Below are 17,405 nucleotides of genomic sequence, written 5' to 3'. Positions count from 1 at the left end.
GGCTCTACGTCGAACATGTCTTGCAGGCGGATCAGGGCGCGGATCTGGACTTCCTTGTCGGATCGAGCGGCGCACCTGTGCCGCGCGATTCGCACTGATTTTGTCGTTGAGTCACCTGCGCTAGCGAGAAGGCGCCATGCCGATGCGGTTCCGCCGCATCGGCTTTTTTAAGCCATCGCGCAAACGCGCCAAATGCAAAATGGCCAGTCCGTATGAACTGGCCATTTTGTACAGATATGTCGACGAATATGCAAAGCCCGATCACCCGGTGACGAAACCGGCTGCGTCGGGCTTCTGCGTTGTGCCGGAGCTGGCGACCTTATTGCTTGATGAAGCGGTCGTTGGTCCAGAGACCTTCCGTGTCGCCGTTGCCGGCGTTCACGAACTCGAGGTCATGACCGACGACGCGCACCACGCGGAAATCGGCGTTTTCCGGCGTCGAAAGACATTGATAGCCGGAGAAGAACTCCTGCATCTTCTGTTGCTCGCCCGCTTGCGCGTGATGATCGGCGGCGTCGAACTTGTCCTTCGACAGACAGCCATACGAGTTGGGCCGGAACTGGATCGTCTGCTGCGGCTTGATGACGATGTCCTGCGCCTGCGCGGCGGAAACAGCGGCAAGGCCAGCGATCGCGAAAAGAACAGCAATGTGCTTTTTCATGTTCAGCCTCCGTGCGGGTCATTACTCAGGTTAGCTATCTATTTAACTTCAGGGGACACCCGCATCTTGCACTTTAGGAGAACTGCAAACGGACACAAGCACATCTTGTGTGCGCTCGCAACAGTGGCGAATTGTCGCAGGCGGTGTCGCATCTGAAAGTCTGCTGAAAAGCGCGCGTAAACCCAGGGATGGACAGCCATTCGCGGAAATGAGGTTTTCTGGCTGTGCGCTTTATCCATCAAGCGTTTTAGGTGAATTGCGTGAATCGGCTGGATGCATTAATTAAACGAACTACTAAAATTTATTCCGGCTTTGTGCATTGCACACACACTCATTAAACGGATGAATCAAAAGACCTCGAGTATCGGGTTAGATGCTGAATAAAAAAGATGCCCGATTGCATTTAGCTGTCTTCGTGAACGCATTCCCACGGGCCCGGCAGGTCGGAGCACGCCATTACCAGGCACGCGGGATGCTTTACCACGACCATGGAGCGGATGACGTGCCGCGCTGCCGGAAACGGCGAAGGAATGCGGGACAAGCTTTTCCGGGCGATTCAGTGGCGGCAGTTGAATATCTGGCGATCAGCCAGTACGGTGGGAAATACCACATTGGATGTGACGCCTACAATGGGATGATGGAATCGCCGCTCCGCTGATCCTGGAGGCTATCGTGATTGAGAACTTCATCCTTGGTGCGTTTCTGGTCGTGCCGTTATTGATTGTCGCGTTCCTGTTTTCCGATGAACTCTGGCAGGAGCGGCATTTGCAGACTCGTGTCGCGCGGTCGAAACGCATGAACTGGCGGCATCCGCTGCGCAGCATGAGGCATCGGCATTGAGGAGGCGGTCATGCGGTGGCGTCGCTTGGGCGTTCCCCGTTGTTAGCCCGGAAGCGGAGGGCAACTCATAGTCCTGTCGGCTTCGGCTTCGACGCATGGGGAGATAGTAAATAGCGTCGTTACAGGGATCCACCGTTACTGAAGAGCTGTCCCTTCTTCGCCCTCGTCTTCCCAATCCTCATGCACGATCGGCGTGTCCGCCATGTCGTAGACCATCGAGTGAAACTGGATGGTGAACCACTGCCGGAACATCTTGAGCGACCGGTCCTGAGGCCATAGCACCTCGTCGACGTATTGACCGTTCAGGAAGTGCTCGAAGAAAGTCTGCCAGCGCTTCTCAATCCATTTCACGGCCGCACCTTCATCTTCCATCACCGATTCGGGCAAGAGGAACGCGTCCGCTTCCTCGCGCAGTTCCTCGAGCGTCAGGCGAAGAGGGGCTGGACCCGGGTCGGCTGCGGCAGCCCAATCCGCGAACGGCTGGTTCGGGAGGATCAGAACGAGCGCCCGGTTGATTGTGAAACGCGGATAGTCAGACATGGTAGTGCGATGACAGAAGGGTGAGCCAGCATTGTAGCGGTCATGTCGCCGGACGAATCGTCTACAGTTCCTCGCTCTTTTCGTTCTCCTCGTCGCGATACAGGTTGCGCGCCACGCAGATTCTTCTGCGTGGCCGGTGGCGTGGTTTGATCGTGCAGCCGTCGAGACAGAAATTATTTCGGCAGCTTCTTTTGCGCTCGTTCGATCTGCTGAATACTCGTATCAGGCGTCGGCAGTTTTTCGGGCATCGTACCGCCCAATTCCTGAATCGTCTCCCGCACCTTATGGCCCACCGCAAAGCGCGTCTGGTTCGCGCGCTGCTTGCCCTTGATTCCATCGCGCCGCAGCTTCTCCTCGGTCTGAGTCGCCCGGAACAGATTGGCAGCGAGTTCCGTACTGCCCATGTGGTCGAGGATCTTCTGGCTCTTTTTCAGACCTTTCCTCGCATGGATTTCCTTGCTGCGAAGGCCGCCGTACAGACCTTTGTAGCCGTGATCCTGAAAGATTGTGTAGTCGATCGGCGTTTCGATACCGGCGTCCTTCGCGGCCGCGGCCAGGTGCTTGTTGTGCGTCACTAATTCGTTGCGAATCGCAAGACGGCGCTCGTCCTCGCCGACCTGGGCAAACTTCGCATCGTCGGCTAGTTCCTGGCGGCGCGTCTGCATCGCGAAATAGGTTTGCCCGTTAGCGATTACCGGCTTCGACGGGTCGCCATTCTGTACGATCAGGTAGCAGGCGTAACGAGACAGGCACACGTCGTCGATCAGGCGTTGCGCGCCGGAACCGATCCCGACCATTTTGCGCATGCCCGCAAAATGGTCTTCCACGTGTTGCCCGCTCTGACGGCAGGCGTCCCGAGCCTTATCCAGCACCGGCAGGAAGTTGCGCCATTGCGGGTAGTCAAGCAGTGGCGCGAGGTCACGAGCAAACCAGAACTCCGAGCCGCCGTCATTGATCTGCTTGATGCTTTCGAAGGTTCTATGGTGGAGCGTTTCTATCGCGTTGCTATTTATCACTGACACCTCCCTTGCTGGGATGGTTGCCGCCGTTTGGCAACAATTGTCGATAATTGTAGATCGGAACACTGTTTTTTTGTACAGGTGGTAGAGGTCAGGCCGCAGGCCGAATTTGCCGAGGGCCAGCTTGCGTCCTTCGTCGATCTGCGCATCACCGAACCTGGCTTCTTTTTCACATCACCCGACGGTGTCGTGAACCCTGGACATTGCCCGGCGGCAGGTCACTTCCCAATACAAAAGCGGCTGAAAATAACACCGAGCAGATCATCGGAGGTGAACTCGCCGGTAATCGAATTCAGCTGTTCCTGCGCGAGCCGCAGTTCCTCGGCGAACAGATCGAGCGCCTGCGCGTTCTGGTCCGCGTGCTGGGCCGCCGTGCCGAGATGTTCCTGTGCCGCGCGCAGCGCGATCAGATGCCGCTCCCGCGCCAGATACACGCTTTCAGCACCCGCCTGCCATCCCGCGATGCGCAATAGTTCCGCGCGCAGCAGCGAGATGCCGTCCCCTTGCTTCGCCGACAGCCGCACCTCGCGCAGCTCGGCGCCACCGATGTCGTCGAGCTTCGTAACCGACGGCGCGAGGCCGGTGAGATCGGTCTTGTTCATCACGCGCACGACCGGTACGCCCGACGGAAAACGCGCCGCGATCGGGCCGTCTCCCGGTGTCATGCCCTCGCGTGCGTCGAGCAGGTGCAGCACGACATCCGCACGTTCGATCTCGCTCCAGGTACGCGCGATGCCGATCTTTTCGACTTCGTCTTCCGTTTCGCGCAGGCCGGCGGTGTCGATCACGTGCAGTGGAATACCCTCGATCTGGATTGTCTGCGTGACCTTGTCGCGCGTCGTGCCGGCGATCGGCGTGACAATCGCCAGTTCCGCGCCCGCGAGTGCGTTCAGCAACGACGACTTGCCGACATTCGGCTGCCCCGCCAGCACCACCGACAACCCTTCGCGCAGCAACGCGCCCTGACGCGCCTCGCCCAGCACATCCGCGAGCCGCTCGCGGATACGCGAGAGCTTGCCGCGGGCGTCGGCCGCCTCCAGAAAGTCGATCTCCTCCTCGGGGAAATCGAGCGTCGCCTCGACGAGCATGCGTAGCGTGATGACCTCGTCGACCAGCGCGTGAATGTCGCGCGAAAACGCGCCTTCGAGTGAGCGGCCGGCCGAGCGCGCGGCGGCCTCGGTGCTCGCCTCGATCAGGTCGGCGACGGCCTCGGCCTGCGCCAGATCCAGCTTGTCGTTGAGAAACGCGCGGCGCGTGAATTCGCCAGGCTCCGCGAGCCGCAGCCCGACGGCGCGACCCGCATCGATACACCGCTGCAGCACGAGCTGCAACACGATCGGGCCGCCGTGGCCCTGCAGTTCGAGGACATGCTCGCCCGTGTACGAATGCGGCGCCGGAAAGTACAGCGCGATACCGCGGTCGAGCGCATTGCCGCCGTCATCGAGAAACGGCACGTAGCTCGCATGCCGCGGCGCCAGCGCCTGGCCGGTCAGCGCCAGCATCAGCGGTTCGGCAGCGGCCTCACCGGTGCGGCCGAACGAGATCCGTACGACACCGATCCCACCGCGACCGGGCGCGGTGGCGATGGCGACAATCGGATCGGAATCGGTAGTGAGCATGGTGGCAAACGAGGAGAAAACCGGAGAAAACACGTGACGTGACGAGGATCGCACGGCGCCAGGCATTGTAACGTGTGCGTCCCGTGCATCTTCGCCCGTCGCACGAAATCGGGTCTCGGCCAAAAGGCCTAAGACGATTCTCGATTTATCTTAAGGGCGGAGGGCGTAACGGCACAATCTCGGGCATGCCCACTATCGAAGAGGAAATCGCGCTAACCCAGACGCCAGAATCGCGTAAAAAAAGCCGCCCGGCGCAAAACCGGGCGGCTTTCTTCGTCAACTTCGTCGTGAACGGCTGGCTTACCCGCCGTTCACGAGACAGGGCGTCAGGCGGCTTTCTTCGCGCCCTTGCCCATCATGCGCGTGATGTAGTACTGCTGCGCGATCGACAGCACGTTGTTCACCACGTAGTACAGCACGAGGCCAGCCGGGAAGAAGAAGAACATGACCGAGAACGCGATCGGCATGAACATCATCATCTTGGCTTGAACCGGATCCGGCGGCGTCGGGTTCAGACGCGTTTGCATGAACATCGAGACGGCCATCAGCACCGGCAGGATGAAGAACGGATCCTGTTGCGACAGATCGTGAATCCAGAGAATCCACGGCGCACCGCGCATTTCCACTGACGACAGCAGCACCCAGTACAGCGAGATGAACACCGGAATCTGGATCACGACCGGCAGACAGCCGCCGAACGGATTCACTTTCTCGGTCTTGTACAGCTCCATCAGCGCCGAGTTCATCTTCTGCGGCTCGCCCTTGAAGCGCTCGCGCAACGCCTGCATGCGCGGCGTGATCGCCTTCATGCGCGCCATCGACTTGTAGCTCGCGGCCGACAGCGGGAAGAACACCGCCTTGATCAGGAGCGTCAGCAGGATGATCGACCAGCCCCAGTTGCCGACAAAGCTGTGGATCTTCTGCAGCAGCCAGAAGAGCGGCTTCGCGATGATCGTGACGTAGCCATAGTCCTTCACGAGTTCCAGGCCCGGCGCGACGCCTTCGAGCATGCGCTCTTCTTCCGGACCGGCGAAGAGACGCGATTGCACGTCGACTGACTGTCCCGGCGCGATCGTCGCAACCGGCTCCTTCACGCCAACGCGATAGAGCGTCGGATCGATCTTCTCGACGTAGATGTCGCGCTTCGCGCCCTGCGTGGGAATCCACGCGGATGCGAAGTAATGCTGCACCATCGCGATCCAGCCGTTGTCGGCGGAAGACGCGAATGTCGCCTTGTTCTTGTCGATGTCGCTGAAGTCGATCTTCTGGAAGTGATGCTGTTCCGTGTAGACCGCCGGCCCCATGAACGTGTGCGAGAAGCGCGGCGTGTCGACTGGCTGGCTGTCGCGCACGAGTTCCATGTACAGCGTGGGTGTAACCGGCGCGGTGCCGACGTTGACGATCTTCGTATCGACGCCGATCACGTAGCTGCCGCGCGTGAACGTGTATGTCTTCACGACCTTCACGCCACCCTTCACCGGCGATTCGAAGCTGACCTGGAACGATTTCGCGTCGCCGGTCAGTTCGTGCGGCTGGCCGGCCACCGGCGTGAAGATGTCGTTATGGTTCGGGAAATCGCCGCCGAGCAGCCCCGTGCGCGCCAGATACGTATGCGTCGCGGTGTGGTCGAACAGCGTGATGTACATGTCGGGCTGCTTGCCTTCGCCCTCCTTCAGGAGCGAAAGCTTCGACAGCGTGCCGCCACGCGTGTCGATTTCGCCGTCATAGACGTCGGTGCGGAAGTGGATCAGCTGGGCGGCTGCCTGTTCGGCGGGCGCGGTCGCGCCGCCCGGCGCGGCGCCGGTTGCGGCCTGCGGCAGATCAGCGGCCTGCGTGCCCGGCGTGGTCGTGCCCGGTGCTGCGCCCGGAGCGGTCTTCGTGGTCGACGTGTTCGGGAAGAACATCGACGGACGTCCGTGGTCGCGTTGCCAGTTGTCGAACAGCATGACCGCTGACATGAAGAAGATGACCCATAGGACGGTGCGTTTAATATCCATGCGTTGTCTCAGTGTCGATGGAACGGCGCGTCAGCGCTTTTCAGAAGTGGGAGGCGGGACGAGATCGATGCCGCCCGCGGAAAACGGATGACAGCGGCACAGGCGCCTGGCGGCGAGGTAACTACCACGCGCGGCGCCATGATACTGGATTGCTTCGCGCGCGTAATCCGAACAGGAAGGGTAAAAACGGCACCGGCTGCCGAGCAGGGGACTCACGGCAACCTTGTAGAAACGCAGTAAAGCGAAAAGTACCGTTTGCATGGCAAGTGCGGTCAGAGTGCGCCGCGCTGTGTGGAGAAGCAACCGGCGCCAGCGCTTACGTGCGCGGGCGTCATTCCGTCGCGGGGGCGTCGGGCGCTGCGGGCGATTCGGCCGGCGGTGTCTGGCGACGGGTGATTTCGCGAGCGGCCTTGTCGAGCAACGCTTCGATTTCGCTGCGGCACAGCGTTTTCAACGGTGGCGACGACGCAGCGGGCATCGCCTTCCGGTCGAACTTCGTGTGAAGCCGCAGCAGCACGTCCCAACCGCCAAACTCCACGCGACGCAGCCGGAAAGCTTCGCGCGCGATGCGGCGCACCAGATTGCGGGTGACCGCGCGCGGTGCATACTTCTTGCCGATCACGAGACCGAGGCGCGCTTCGTTGCCTGTCGGCCTGCCGTAGACGACGAAATGAGCCGTCCGGCGCCACGGGCGCAAACGAAAAACGGATGAAAATTCATCCGTTTTCAGTAGCCTTGCGGCTTTGGGAAAGGCGGCTTGCGCTCGCAACGGAACCGGGCCCTGATGCGGCGCTCCTGCCATTCCCGCAGCGCGGCTGGCGTCACGGGCTTCGGACACAGCGCGCAATGGTCGCAAACCTGCGCTTCAGCCTTAGATGGCGAGGCGCTTGCGGCCCTTCGCGCGGCGTGCGTTGATCACCTTGCGGCCGCCGGCCGTCTTCATGCGGACGCGAAAGCCATGGGTACGCTTGCGACGGGTAACGGAAGGTTGGTAAGTACGTTTCATGTTGCTCTCACTTGACAGAGAAATAACCGCGCGAGCATCGCGGAAAGTGCAATGGCCGGTGGTTCAAAAATTGGTTTTCGCGGAACCCGCTATTTAAACCGGTTTTCTCTTGGTCGTCAATAGTTTAGAGCGGTGATCCACAGTCTGGACGGGTGCTCACCGCTTGATCGGGCCCTGTGGATAACTCCCTTTGCGGACGTTTTTGGCGGTAGAATCTCGCCTTACTTCCCAAAAATCATGCACGCCGCTCCGGCCCGCTTGCCCTGCCCAAACCCTTATGGCACAAGCATCTGGAGCCTGCCCGCTCGGCTGTACCGGGCCTTGTCGCGAAATTCGCGGCGAGGGCGGCCGCGGGCCGCTGTGCTTAAAATTACAGCAACTCGATGAATGATTTCTGGCAACACTGTTCGGCATTGCTGGAGCGCGAGCTGACGCCCCAGCAGTACGTGACGTGGATCAAACCGTTGGCCCCGGTCGCCTTCGACGCCGCTGCAAATACCTTGCGCATCGCTGCGCCCAACCGTTTCAAGCTCGACTGGGTCAAGAGCCAGTTCTCGGGCCGGATCTCCGATCTGGCACGCGATTTCTGGCAGGCACCGGTCGACGTCCAGTTTGTCCTCGATCCGAAGGCGGGTTTGCGTGCACCCGCCGCGCCGCCGCCGTCGCGTCCCATGTCGTCGCAGATGAATTCCGGCGCCGCCGCCGTCGATGCCGCCGTGGGCGCCGTTCAGGCTGCGCACGCCGCGCGTGCCGGCAATGGCAACGCCATGCATATGGCCGATGATCACGCCGATCTCGACCTTCCCAGCCTCGACGCCAACGAAGCCGCCGCCGCGCGCCGCACGTGGCGCCCGGGTTCGGGCGCCGGCACTGGCAATGGCGAAAACGACTCGATGTACGAGCGCTCGAAGCTGAACCCCGTGCTCACGTTCGACAACTTCGTCACCGGCAAGGCGAACCAGCTGGCGCGCGCCGCGGCGATTCAGGTCGCCGACAATCCGGGCATCTCGTATAACCCGCTGTTCCTGTACGGCGGCGTCGGCCTCGGCAAGACCCATCTGATCCACGCGATCGGCAACCAGTTGCTGATGGACAAGGCCGGCGCGCGCATCCGCTACATCCACGCGGAACAATATGTGTCCGACGTCGTGAAGGCGTACCAGCGCAAGGCGTTCGACGACTTCAAGCGCTATTACCACTCGCTCGACCTGCTGCTGATCGACGATATCCAGTTCTTCTCCGGCAAATCGCGCACGCAGGAAGAATTTTTCTACGCGTTCGAGGCGCTCGTCGCGAACAAGGCGCAGGTGATCATCACGAGCGATACGTATCCGAAGGAAATCTCGGGTATCGACGACCGCTTGATCTCGCGCTTCGATTCGGGCCTGACCGTCGCGATCGAGCCGCCCGAGCTGGAAATGCGCGTCGCGATTTTGATGCGCAAGGCGCAATCCGAAGGCGTGAGCCTGAATGAGGACGTCGCGTTCTTCGTCGCGAAGCATCTGCGCTCGAACGTGCGCGAACTCGAAGGAGCGCTGCGCAAGATCCTCGCGTATTCGAAATTCCACGGGCGCGAAATCTCGATCGAAGTCACGAAAGAGGCGCTCAAGGACTTGCTGACGGTGCAGAACCGCCAGATTTCAGTGGAAAACATCCAGAAAACCGCCGCCGACTTTTACAACATCAAGGTCGCGGACATGTATTCGAAGAAGCGTCCGGCGAATATCGCGCGGCCGCGGCAGATCGCGATGTATCTGGCGAAGGAACTCACGCAGAAAAGCCTGCCGGAAATCGGCGAACTGTTTGGTGGACGCGATCACACCACCGTGCTGCACGCGGTGCGCAAGATTGCCGATGAGCGCAGCAAGGATGCGCAGCTGAATCACGAATTGCACGTTCTGGAGCAGACGCTCAAGGGTTAAGCGCGGAATTGAGTGCGTGAGCGGCGCAATCCGCTCTGTTTATTGCGGAACTCGCCCCCATTTTAGTGGAGCGGTTCCGTTTTAAGGCACAATACAGGTTTAACCGCCCGGCGGCCGCGGGCGGATTTCACGCCGTGACTGGCGCAGCGTGGCGCCAGCCAGCGGGGGGCGGGGCCCACGCGCATCAAAGCTGCCGGACGAGGCGCGCAGGCCGTCACATAACGAAGGAACTCTATGCAACTGGTCAAGACCGAACGCGATAACCTCCTCAGGCCGCTGCAAACCGTGAGCGGCATCGTAGAACGCCGCCATACGTTGCCGATCCTCGCCAACTTGCTGATTACCAAGAACGGCTCCGACGTATCGTTCCTGTCGACGGACCTTGAGCTTCAGATCACCACGCACGCCGATTTCGGCGTCGGCGGCGAATCGGTTGCCACGACCGTCGCCGCGCGCAAGCTGCTCGACATCCTGCGCGCGATGCCCGATGGCCAGGTCACGCTCACCCTGAACGACAAGCGTCTCACGGTGCAGTCCGGCAAGAGCCGCTTCGCGCTGCAAACGCTGGCTGCCGACGAATTCCCGACCGTCGCACAGGCTAAAGACTTCGGCGCGAACCTCGTGGTTCCCCAGAAGACGTTCCGCCAGTTGCTTGGCATGGTCCATTTTTCGATGGCGCAGCAGGACATCCGTTATTACCTGAACGGCATGCTGCTCGTAGTTGATGGCGACCAGTTGATGGCGGTTGCGACCGACGGCCACCGTCTGGCGTTTTCGTCGATGAAGATCGAGGGCTCGTTTGCGCGTCAGGAAGTGATCATTCCGCGCAAGACGATTCTCGAACTGCAGCGTCTGCTCGAAGACATCGACGACACGCTGAAGATCGACATCGCGCCGACGCAGGTGAAGTTCACGTTCGGCCAGGTCGAACTGGTGTCGAAGCTGGTGGAAGGCAAGTTCCCCGACTTCCAGCGTGTGATTCCGAAAACGCACAAGAACAAGTTCGTGATCGGCCGTGAAGAACTGCAGCGCTCGCTCCAGCGCGCGGCGATTCTGACGTCGGACAAATTCAAGGGCGTGCGCTGCATCATCGAGCCGGGCCAGTTGAAGATCATGTCCACCAACGCCGATCAGGAAGAGGCGCAGGAAGAACTGGAAATCGCTTACACCGGCGATAGCGTCGATATCGGGTTCAACGTCACGTATCTGCTCGACGTGCTCGCGAACCTGAAGGTCGACATGCTGGAGGTGAGCCTCGGCGACGCGAGTTCCAGCGCGCTGATCACGATTCCCGAGAACGAGGAATTCAAGTACGTCGTGATGCCGATGCGCATTTAAAGCGTTCGACAACCAGATGACACCAAGGGGCGCAGTGCCCCTTTGGCGTTTTTATGGTGTTTTGAAAAGTCCCGAGCAGTAACGAAGCAGCAATGCAGCAGTAACGCAGAACCGGAAAAAATCCATGACTGAACTGAACAATTCGCAACCCGATAACAGCTACGGCGCCTCGTCCATTCAGATCCTCGAAGGTCTGGAGGCGGTGCGCAAGCGGCCTGGGATGTACATCGGCGATACGTCGGACGGCACCGGTCTGCATCACCTCGTATTCGAAGTGCTGGACAACTCGATCGACGAAGCGCTCGCCGGCCACTGTAACGACATCAAGGTGATCATCCACGCGGATAACTCGATCTCGATCACCGACAACGGCCGCGGCGTGCCGACCGGTCTCAAGATGGACGACAAGCACGATCCGAAGCGCAGCGCCGCTGAAATCGTGATGACTGAGCTGCATGCGGGCGGCAAGTTCGACCAGAACAGCTACAAGGTGTCGGGCGGGCTGCACGGCGTGGGCGTGTCGTGTGTGAACGCGCTGTCGGCGTGGCTGCGCCTCACGATTCGCCGTGACGGCAAGAAGCACTTCATGGAGTTCCATCGTGGCGTGCCGCAGAACCGCGTGATCGAAGAGGTCAATGGCGTGGCTGTGTCGCCGATCCTGGTGGTGGGCGATACGGAAAACCGCGGCACTGAAGTGCACTTCATGGCCGACGAGACGATTTTCGGCAACGTCGAATATCACTACGACATTCTCGCGAAGCGTATTCGTGAGCTGTCGTTCCTGAATAACGGCGTGCGTATCCGTTTGACCGACCAGCGCACGGGCAAGGAAGACGATTTCGCGTTTGTGGGCGGCGTGAAGGGTTTCGTCGAGTACATCAACAAGACGAAGTCCGTGCTGCACCCGACGATTTTCCACGTGAGCGGCGAGAAGGACGGCGTGGGCGTCGAAGTGGCGATGCAGTGGAACGACAGCTACAACGAGAACGTGCTGTGCTTCACGAACAACATTCCGCAGCGTGACGGCGGCACTCACCTTACTGGTCTGCGTGCGGCGATGACGCGCGTGTTGAACAAGTACATCGCCGATCACGAAGTCGCGAAGAGGGCGAAGGTCGAGACGTCGGGCGACGACATGCGCGAAGGGCTTTCGTGCGTGCTTTCGGTGAAGGTGCCGGAGCCGAAGTTTAGCGCGCAGACGAAGGACAAGCTGGTTTCTTCCGAAGTGCGTGCGCCGGTTGAGGACGTGGTGGCGAAGGCGCTCGAAGAATTCCTGCTGGAAACGCCGAACGACGCGAAGATCATTTGCGGCAAGATCGTCGACGCGGCGCGTGCGCGCGATGCAGCGCGCAAGGCGCGTGAGATGACGCGACGCAAGGGCGTGCTGGATGGCGTCGGTCTGCCGGGCAAGCTCGCGGATTGCCAGGAGAAGGATCCGGCGAAGTCGGAGATTTATATCGTCGAGGGTGACTCGGCAGGCGGCTCGGCGAAGCAGGGGCGTGACCGGAAGTTTCAGGCTATCTTGCCGCTGCGCGGCAAGGTGCTGAACGTCGAGAAGGCGCGGTATGACAAGCTGCTTTCTTCGGAGCAGCTCGTGACGCTGATTACTGCTTTGGGATGTGGGATCGGCAAGGAAGACTACAACCTCGACAAGCTGCGCTATCACCGCATCATCATCATGACCGATGCCGACGTGGACGGCGCGCACATCCGGACGTTGTTGCTCACGTTCTTCTATCGGCAGATGCCGGAGATGATCGAGCGCGGGTATATCTATATCGCGCAGCCGCCTTTGTACAAGGTTAAGGCCGGGAAGGATGAACGGTATCTGAAGGATGCCGCTGATCTTAATGCGCATATGTTGAAGCTGGCTTTGAATGGGTCGGAACTGCTGCCTTCGGAAGGGGCTACGCCGATTGCTGGCGATGCGTTGGGTGAGCTGGCTCGTTCTTATTTGCTGGCGCAGGCGGTTGTGGATCGGTTGAGCCGTTTGTATGACGCTGGTGCGCTTGAGGCTGTCATGGATGGGGTTTTGATTGATCTCTCTAGCGAGGCTTCTACTGAGGCGTCGGCTAAGGCGCTTGAGGCCAAGTTGCGGGATGATCCTTTGAAGCCAGAGGTTACGGTTTCGTCGATGTATGACCCGGTGCGTGAGTTGCGCTCGCTTAAGGTGTCACGGACGCATCACGGGAATCAGAAGGTTTCGGTTCTCGATGAAGAGTTTCAGCTGACTGCTGACTATCAGCAGCTTGTTAACACCGCTAATACATTCAAGGGGTTGATTGGGGCGGGTGCTGTGATCAAGCGTGGTGAGCGGAGTATGGCCGTCACCGACTTCAAGAGCGCTATGAAGTGGTTGATTGCGGATGCTGAACGCAACGTCTCCAAGCAGCGTTATAAAGGCCTCGGTGAGATGAATCCTGGGCAGCTTTGGGAGACGACGATGGATCCGGCTGTAAGGCGTTTGCTGCGTGTGCAGATCGAGGATGCTATTGCTGCGGATGGGATCTTCACCACCTTGATGGGCGATGATGTTGAGCCGCGGCGGGCTTTCATCGAGTCGAATGCGCTTAGGGCGGGGAATATTGATGTTTGATTTGAACTTGTGTCGTAGGGCGCCAGAGTAAGCATCAGGCGCCAAAGTAAGTGCAACTGGCGTCATAGTAATGCAATCGGTCGAAAACGTTCGTGCAACTAGTCGACCTTGAGAGTCCCGTGTGATTCTGGGTCGGGCCGAGCGGAATCGTAATCTGCAGGTCTGGGTTCGAATTCCTGATTCCCATCAAAATCGACGCGAGACCCCCTGCGCCTACTGTTCGGGCCTTTCGCTTTGTGTGCGCGGTGAGCCAACTAGTGAGCCGTCCGGCGAACTCGCATCAATTTCAGTTCGCCCCGCTTCGCAAACACCAACACACAAAGCCATTCACCAAACTCGAAGCGACGCTCGATCGCTTCGGCATCGAATTGCCGATGGCTGTTTAGTGAGAAAATGGGGGTAGCAAATTACTCAAAGAACGAAAATGCTCCTTCCATTGAACGACGCCATAATCGCGGCGGTTTGCCAACTTGTGGACGACTCCAAGGCAAGACAGTCTGGAGGCGACTATCGCGAGCCAAGCCATTCGGACATTGAGTTTCTGGTCAACAGAGCCGGCCTGGGTGCTCTCGATCCCAAGCAGCAGGGACAGCAGATCGGCAAGGCGAAGCGGGTTCGCGCGATTCTGCACGACGCGATGCTCGGCGAGGAAGAAGCTGGGGGACGACTCGTTCACACTCTGCTCGCGAAGGTTCGCGCGCGCGGAGGCTTCCGCAAGAGGGCAGAGAACTACGTTGGCGACGAAGCGATCGCCAACGCCCAATCGACGTTCGACGCGAGGGCTTCTGGCTGGCCGACGACGGCACCTTCGGGGCCAAGGTTCTCGACGGGCTAAAATGCGCTGAAATGACTATCGCCCTCCAAGCCTATGCCGTCCGGGCGCAGCGCGGCTCGCAAGACGCCGCGCTGCTCACGGGAACCGGAAAGGACTTGATGGAGGCGACGGCTGCTCATGTCCTGACCTCCATTCGAGGCGATTATCCAGCTGGCGCGAATTTCATGGCCCTGCTCGGCATGGCCTTCATGGCGCTTGGCCTAGCAGTTCCCGAACAACCGGCCGAGCCTGGCGAGCCACCCGCGAAGGCGTTAGAGCGTGGTCTGTTCGCTTCGGCCTGTGCCGTCAACAAGCTCCGGAACAAGGAAGGCACCGGGCACGGTCGTCCTTGGCCGTCGACGGTCAGCGAGGACGAGGCAACGGCGGCGATCGAACTTGCGGGCTGCGTTTCCGGCTATCTGCTAGCGAAATTGAAGCTAAGGGCGCGGTGAGCGGGGCGTCGCTTGCCACGCGATTTAAGCCTGCTCGACATGGAAACAACGTGAAAATCAGTGAAGGCGTTCGCCGCAGCATCACCGACTCACTTGTTACGGAAAATGTCGAACGGGCAGGGCGGCTCGAAGAACAGGAGTTTCTCGCACGCCTGACGCCGCCGCCGAGTTTAGACTTCTGGTTGCTGGTCGGGCCCGAGCACGTGGTGTGACGCAGGGAAAGCGATCGAGGAGAAATAGTTGTGAACATCTCGGACGATATGTTCTTGGGTCTCCGGTCGCACTCGACATTTTTCAGCCCAAGCGCGGCCTGGATGCAGGACATCCCATCGAGGGCGTAACCCGGCATATCGACCTGCCCCCGGATTGTGATTGCCAAACCCGTCGATGGACGCGTTCCACAGCGGTGCGAATTTGGCGATAAGGAGAGATTCCCCGAGCGGAATCCAGATATCGTCGACAACCAGGAACCGGCAGTAAAAATCGTCGAGATCCAGGTTGCTCGCGAGCTCAACGCTCTCCGCGTGCTCGCGCAGACGATCAAAGAGAGCACGGCTGCGAATATCTCCGACTCCGCCACCCTTTCGAGCCCCCGCAGGCACTGCTTTGCCGACGTAAATCGGTGCTTGAAACAACCCGTTGCGATTGCGCTCTGCGAGTGGCGAGTAAGGCTCGAAGTCGCCTGTGTAGTAAATGGCGTAGATACCGACGCCAAAGAACTGCTCCAATTCACCTAGCGGTTGCGGCTTTTGTTCCAACATCGCCTCGGCGACGCTGGCGCCAAGATTTTTCTTATCGAGCGGGTTAAAGGGAATGACATTCCCATTTTGTGCCGTCATGCTGCCCCTCGCACGCTACCGCGCTGCCGCGAAAGCTTTTCCAATTGAACCGTCGCGAGTTTTTCTGCAACGCTGCGTGCGACAGCGTGCCCGAGGGCGACCGGAACCGCATTGCCGAGCTGGCGCATGGTTTCTGTCCAGGATCCGTGAAAAATGAAACCATCCGGGAACGTCTGGATGCGCGCGGACTCTCGAATAGAGAAGTACCGCACCGATCCGTCTGTATTCACCAACATGTTTTCCCCGCCAGGCACTCCGTGATCACCGGCTTTCAACGTTTTAGCTGGCAGATCCAGCGGGCTGCCTGTGTGACCGGGATATACACGCGCGCCAGGCTGGAGTCGGTGGTCAGAGTAGTGGTTTGCTGCGCGCGACGATGGGCTCGGGAGTCCGGCGATAGCGTCGCGCACTGTGCGCCACGGCAGTTCTTCGGCGAACGGCAAGGAGCTCGCCAAGCGGCGTACCCGCGCTTCCATGCTTGCCGCCATGGTAGGGCGATTGCGACGCGCGACGCCATGACGCTCCCAATATTCACCGCTTACCCACTGGTCGCGAAGCAACTGATCGAAGCTGTGAGTCGGTCGCGGGAAACTCCAATCGACTGCCAGGTCAGATCGAAAACCAACGATGAATACACGCTCTCGTTTTTGCGGGACGCCGTAGTCCGCCGCGTTGACCAAGGTCGGGACGACGTTATAAGTTAGCTTCCTACCCTTTTGACGACCGCTCGTGCGTTCCACCTGGAGACGAAGCAGGTGGTCGAACCATTCCTCGTTTCGCTTGGCCGGGACCTCTGGAAACTCCAGCTGCAACAGGATGTATTGGTAATAGTTGGCGAATGTGGAGCGAGTTAATCCTTTCACATTCTCCACGATGAACGCTTTCGGTCGCAACTTGCGGACAATGTCGACCGTGGCGGGAAACATGTCGCGGGTGTCGTCATGCGCCTGGTGCTTGCCACCCATCGAAAACGGCTGACACGGCGGGCCGCCCGCGAGTAGATCGACGTCATCTTCGATGCTTGACCAATCGAACTTGCGGACATCGCCTTCGTAGAGCGGCCAATCAGCCACTAGCGGGAAGCCTCGCCGTTGATTTTCACGGATCGTGTCGCAGGCCCACCGATCCCATTCAACGACGGCTAGCGGTTTAAAACCGGCGAGCCCAACACCCATCGCGAGACCGCCGGCACCTGCGTAAAGCTCAACTGCTTTCATTGTTGTTCTCCGTGCCGTCCAGGAAAGCCTTGATGCGTGACATCAACCCAATTTCGGTCTTCACTTCACATTCCCAAACGATCATGACTTCCCACCCGATCTCAGCAAGTCGTCGCTCGACTTCCTTGTCCCGCTGAACGTTTGCGTCGAGCTTCTGTTTCCAGAAATCCAGTCGGCTCTTCGGAAGCCTCGCGAGTTTGCAGTCTTCGTGCCGATGCCAAAAGCACCCGTGAACAAATATCACTTTGCGTCGTCCGGCGAAGACCAGATCGGGGTGCCCTGGAAGTCCTTTTCCGTGCAGCCGATATCGAAAACCCATCCTGTGGACTAGCTTTCGGACAGCAAGCTCCGGCTTGGTGTTCTTCGCCTTGATCCGCGCCATCCGCTCGCTGCGCTCACCGGGAGTCAACGTATCCATATGCCCCATCACGTGGCACTGGCGGTCCGGCGTCGTGCCGAATGTGATTGTAACGTGCGGGTTGGCTCTCTGCTCAGAAGCTTAGGGGAAAAATCCTCTGGAGATCGCGACAGGAGCCGTCGTTTAT

General features: G+C 59.7%; 19 protein-coding genes. 8 read left to right on the top strand and 11 right to left on the bottom strand.

What is annotated here, in order from left to right:
* Positions 1-319: 319 nt before the first annotated feature.
* Positions 320-661 carry a surface attachment protein Sap1 gene (gene sap1, locus LPA37_RS19605; RefSeq protein WP_229013402.1) on the bottom strand — a complete coding sequence of 114 codons (342 nt, stop codon included), beginning with the start codon at positions 659-661 and terminating at the stop codon, positions 320-322.
* Between the two features lie 373 nt (positions 662-1,034).
* Here sap1 and LPA37_RS19600 point away from each other — a divergent pair, with 373 nt between their 5' ends.
* Both LPA37_RS19600 and LPA37_RS19595 read left to right on the top strand, forming a co-directional pair.
* Positions 1,035-1,319: a hypothetical protein gene (locus LPA37_RS19600; RefSeq protein ID WP_229013401.1), complete on the top strand. Its 285-nt coding sequence runs from the start codon at positions 1,035-1,037 to the stop codon at positions 1,317-1,319.
* A gap of 14 nt (positions 1,320-1,333) precedes the next feature.
* On the top strand, positions 1,334-1,501 hold the full coding sequence (locus LPA37_RS19595) for a hypothetical protein (protein ID WP_229013400.1): 168 nt from the start codon (positions 1,334-1,336) through the stop codon (positions 1,499-1,501).
* A 135-nt stretch (positions 1,502-1,636) separates the two neighbouring features.
* Here the strand turns inward: LPA37_RS19595 and LPA37_RS19590 are convergent, their stop codons facing one another.
* The 7 genes from LPA37_RS19590 to rpmH all read right to left on the bottom strand — a co-directional run bounded on the left by LPA37_RS19590 (position 1,637) and on the right by rpmH (position 7,682).
* Positions 1,637-2,041: a hypothetical protein gene (locus LPA37_RS19590; protein WP_229013399.1), complete on the bottom strand. Its 405-nt coding sequence runs from the start codon at positions 2,039-2,041 to the stop codon at positions 1,637-1,639.
* Between the two features lie 173 nt (positions 2,042-2,214).
* Complete coding sequence (gene dinD, locus LPA37_RS19585) at positions 2,215-3,057, bottom strand: DNA damage-inducible protein D (RefSeq protein WP_228982901.1); 843 nt, start codon at positions 3,055-3,057, stop codon at positions 2,215-2,217.
* Positions 3,058-3,278: 221 nt separating this feature from the next.
* Positions 3,279-4,679 carry a tRNA uridine-5-carboxymethylaminomethyl(34) synthesis GTPase MnmE gene (mnmE, locus tag LPA37_RS19580; protein ID WP_229013398.1) on the bottom strand — a complete coding sequence of 467 codons (1,401 nt, stop codon included), beginning with the start codon at positions 4,677-4,679 and terminating at the stop codon, positions 3,279-3,281.
* Positions 4,680-5,005: 326 nt separating this feature from the next.
* The gene (yidC, locus tag LPA37_RS19575) at positions 5,006-6,676 is read right to left on the bottom strand and encodes a membrane protein insertase YidC (RefSeq protein WP_229013397.1); all 1,671 of its coding nucleotides are present in this window, start codon (positions 6,674-6,676) and stop codon (positions 5,006-5,008) included.
* Positions 6,677-6,706: 30 nt separating this feature from the next.
* Positions 6,707-6,937: a membrane protein insertion efficiency factor YidD gene (yidD, locus tag LPA37_RS19570; protein WP_228982912.1), complete on the bottom strand. Its 231-nt coding sequence runs from the start codon at positions 6,935-6,937 to the stop codon at positions 6,707-6,709.
* Positions 6,938-7,007: 70 nt separating this feature from the next.
* Positions 7,008-7,478 (bottom strand): ribonuclease P protein component, encoded by a 471-nt coding sequence (rnpA, locus tag LPA37_RS19565; RefSeq protein WP_228982916.1) that lies wholly within the window; start codon positions 7,476-7,478, stop codon positions 7,008-7,010.
* A gap of 69 nt (positions 7,479-7,547) precedes the next feature.
* Entirely contained in the window at positions 7,548-7,682 is a 135-nt protein-coding gene (gene rpmH / locus LPA37_RS19560; RefSeq protein ID WP_004198824.1) for a 50S ribosomal protein L34, read from the bottom strand.
* A 383-nt stretch (positions 7,683-8,065) separates the two neighbouring features.
* Here rpmH and dnaA point away from each other — a divergent pair, with 383 nt between their 5' ends.
* The 6 genes from dnaA (at position 8,066) to LPA37_RS19530 (ending at position 15,016) form a co-directional block, all read left to right on the top strand.
* The gene (gene dnaA, locus LPA37_RS19555; RefSeq protein ID WP_228982921.1) at positions 8,066-9,604 is read left to right on the top strand and encodes a chromosomal replication initiator protein DnaA; all 1,539 of its coding nucleotides are present in this window, start codon (positions 8,066-8,068) and stop codon (positions 9,602-9,604) included.
* Positions 9,605-9,838: 234 nt separating this feature from the next.
* Positions 9,839-10,942, top strand: a complete 1,104-nt coding sequence (gene dnaN, locus LPA37_RS19550; protein ID WP_228982928.1) for a DNA polymerase III subunit beta — start codon at positions 9,839-9,841, stop codon at positions 10,940-10,942.
* A 124-nt stretch (positions 10,943-11,066) separates the two neighbouring features.
* Positions 11,067-13,538, top strand: a complete 2,472-nt coding sequence (gene gyrB, locus LPA37_RS19545) for a DNA topoisomerase (ATP-hydrolyzing) subunit B (RefSeq protein WP_229013396.1) — start codon at positions 11,067-11,069, stop codon at positions 13,536-13,538.
* Positions 13,539-13,962: 424 nt separating this feature from the next.
* Entirely contained in the window at positions 13,963-14,373 is a 411-nt protein-coding gene (locus tag LPA37_RS19540; protein ID WP_229013395.1) for a hypothetical protein, read from the top strand.
* Positions 14,374-14,384: 11 nt separating this feature from the next.
* Entirely contained in the window at positions 14,385-14,804 is a 420-nt protein-coding gene (locus tag LPA37_RS19535) for an abortive infection family protein (protein WP_229013394.1), read from the top strand.
* 50 nt (positions 14,805-14,854) lie between these two features.
* Entirely contained in the window at positions 14,855-15,016 is a 162-nt protein-coding gene (locus LPA37_RS19530) for a hypothetical protein (protein ID WP_229013393.1), read from the top strand.
* Here LPA37_RS19530 and LPA37_RS19525 read toward each other — a convergent pair.
* The 3 genes from LPA37_RS19525 to LPA37_RS19515 are packed head-to-tail and all read right to left on the bottom strand — an operon-like array spanning position 14,975 to position 17,278.
* Entirely contained in the window at positions 14,975-15,643 is a 669-nt protein-coding gene (locus LPA37_RS19525; RefSeq protein ID WP_229013392.1) for an Eco29kI family restriction endonuclease, read from the bottom strand. The genes LPA37_RS19530 and LPA37_RS19525 overlap by 42 nt on opposite strands.
* The gene (locus LPA37_RS19520) at positions 15,640-16,860 is read right to left on the bottom strand and encodes a DNA cytosine methyltransferase (RefSeq protein WP_229013391.1); all 1,221 of its coding nucleotides are present in this window, start codon (positions 16,858-16,860) and stop codon (positions 15,640-15,642) included. The genes LPA37_RS19525 and LPA37_RS19520 overlap by 4 nt, the downstream gene beginning before the upstream one ends.
* Positions 16,847-17,278, bottom strand: coding sequence for a very short patch repair endonuclease (locus LPA37_RS19515; RefSeq protein ID WP_229013390.1), 432 nt, complete (start codon positions 17,276-17,278; stop codon positions 16,847-16,849). Before LPA37_RS19515 ends, LPA37_RS19520 begins: the two co-directional genes overlap by 14 nt.
* Positions 17,279-17,405: the final 127 nt, after the last annotated feature.

The sequence above is a fragment of the Paraburkholderia gardini genome (genome assembly GCF_907164545.1).
Taxonomy (GTDB): Bacteria; Pseudomonadota; Gammaproteobacteria; order Burkholderiales; family Burkholderiaceae; genus Paraburkholderia; species Paraburkholderia gardini.
Note: the sequence above shows the minus strand (reverse complement) of the source record. Positions and strands in the feature narration are given on the sequence as shown.

What these genes read in the sequence shown, in the direction of transcription:
- LPA37_RS19540 (WP_229013395.1), top strand. Translation starts at nt 13,963, where the DNA reads ATGCTCCTTCCATTGAACGACGCCATAATCGCGGCGGTTTGCCAACTT.
- LPA37_RS19600 (WP_229013401.1), top strand. Translation starts at nt 1,035, where the DNA reads ATGCTGAATAAAAAAGATGCCCGATTGCATTTAGCTGTCTTCGTGAAC.
- LPA37_RS19515 (WP_229013390.1), bottom strand. Translation starts at nt 17,278, where the DNA reads ATGGATACGTTGACTCCCGGTGAGCGCAGCGAGCGGATGGCGCGGATC.
- mnmE (WP_229013398.1), bottom strand. Translation starts at nt 4,679, where the DNA reads ATGCTCACTACCGATTCCGATCCGATTGTCGCCATCGCCACCGCGCCC.
- dnaN (WP_228982928.1), top strand. Translation starts at nt 9,839, where the DNA reads ATGCAACTGGTCAAGACCGAACGCGATAACCTCCTCAGGCCGCTGCAA.
- yidD (WP_228982912.1), bottom strand. Translation starts at nt 6,937, where the DNA reads ATGCAAACGGTACTTTTCGCTTTACTGCGTTTCTACAAGGTTGCCGTG.
- sap1 (WP_229013402.1), bottom strand. Translation starts at nt 661, where the DNA reads ATGAAAAAGCACATTGCTGTTCTTTTCGCGATCGCTGGCCTTGCCGCT.
- LPA37_RS19590 (WP_229013399.1), bottom strand. Translation starts at nt 2,041, where the DNA reads ATGTCTGACTATCCGCGTTTCACAATCAACCGGGCGCTCGTTCTGATC.
- yidC (WP_229013397.1), bottom strand. Translation starts at nt 6,676, where the DNA reads ATGGATATTAAACGCACCGTCCTATGGGTCATCTTCTTCATGTCAGCG.
- LPA37_RS19520 (WP_229013391.1), bottom strand. Translation starts at nt 16,860, where the DNA reads ATGAAAGCAGTTGAGCTTTACGCAGGTGCCGGCGGTCTCGCGATGGGT.
- dnaA (WP_228982921.1), top strand. Translation starts at nt 8,066, where the DNA reads ATGAATGATTTCTGGCAACACTGTTCGGCATTGCTGGAGCGCGAGCTG.
- LPA37_RS19535 (WP_229013394.1), top strand. Translation starts at nt 14,385, where the DNA reads ATGACTATCGCCCTCCAAGCCTATGCCGTCCGGGCGCAGCGCGGCTCG.
- rnpA (WP_228982916.1), bottom strand. Translation starts at nt 7,478, where the DNA reads ATGGCAGGAGCGCCGCATCAGGGCCCGGTTCCGTTGCGAGCGCAAGCC.
- gyrB (WP_229013396.1), top strand. Translation starts at nt 11,067, where the DNA reads ATGACTGAACTGAACAATTCGCAACCCGATAACAGCTACGGCGCCTCG.
- rpmH (WP_004198824.1), bottom strand. Translation starts at nt 7,682, where the DNA reads ATGAAACGTACTTACCAACCTTCCGTTACCCGTCGCAAGCGTACCCAT.
- LPA37_RS19525 (WP_229013392.1), bottom strand. Translation starts at nt 15,643, where the DNA reads ATGACGGCACAAAATGGGAATGTCATTCCCTTTAACCCGCTCGATAAG.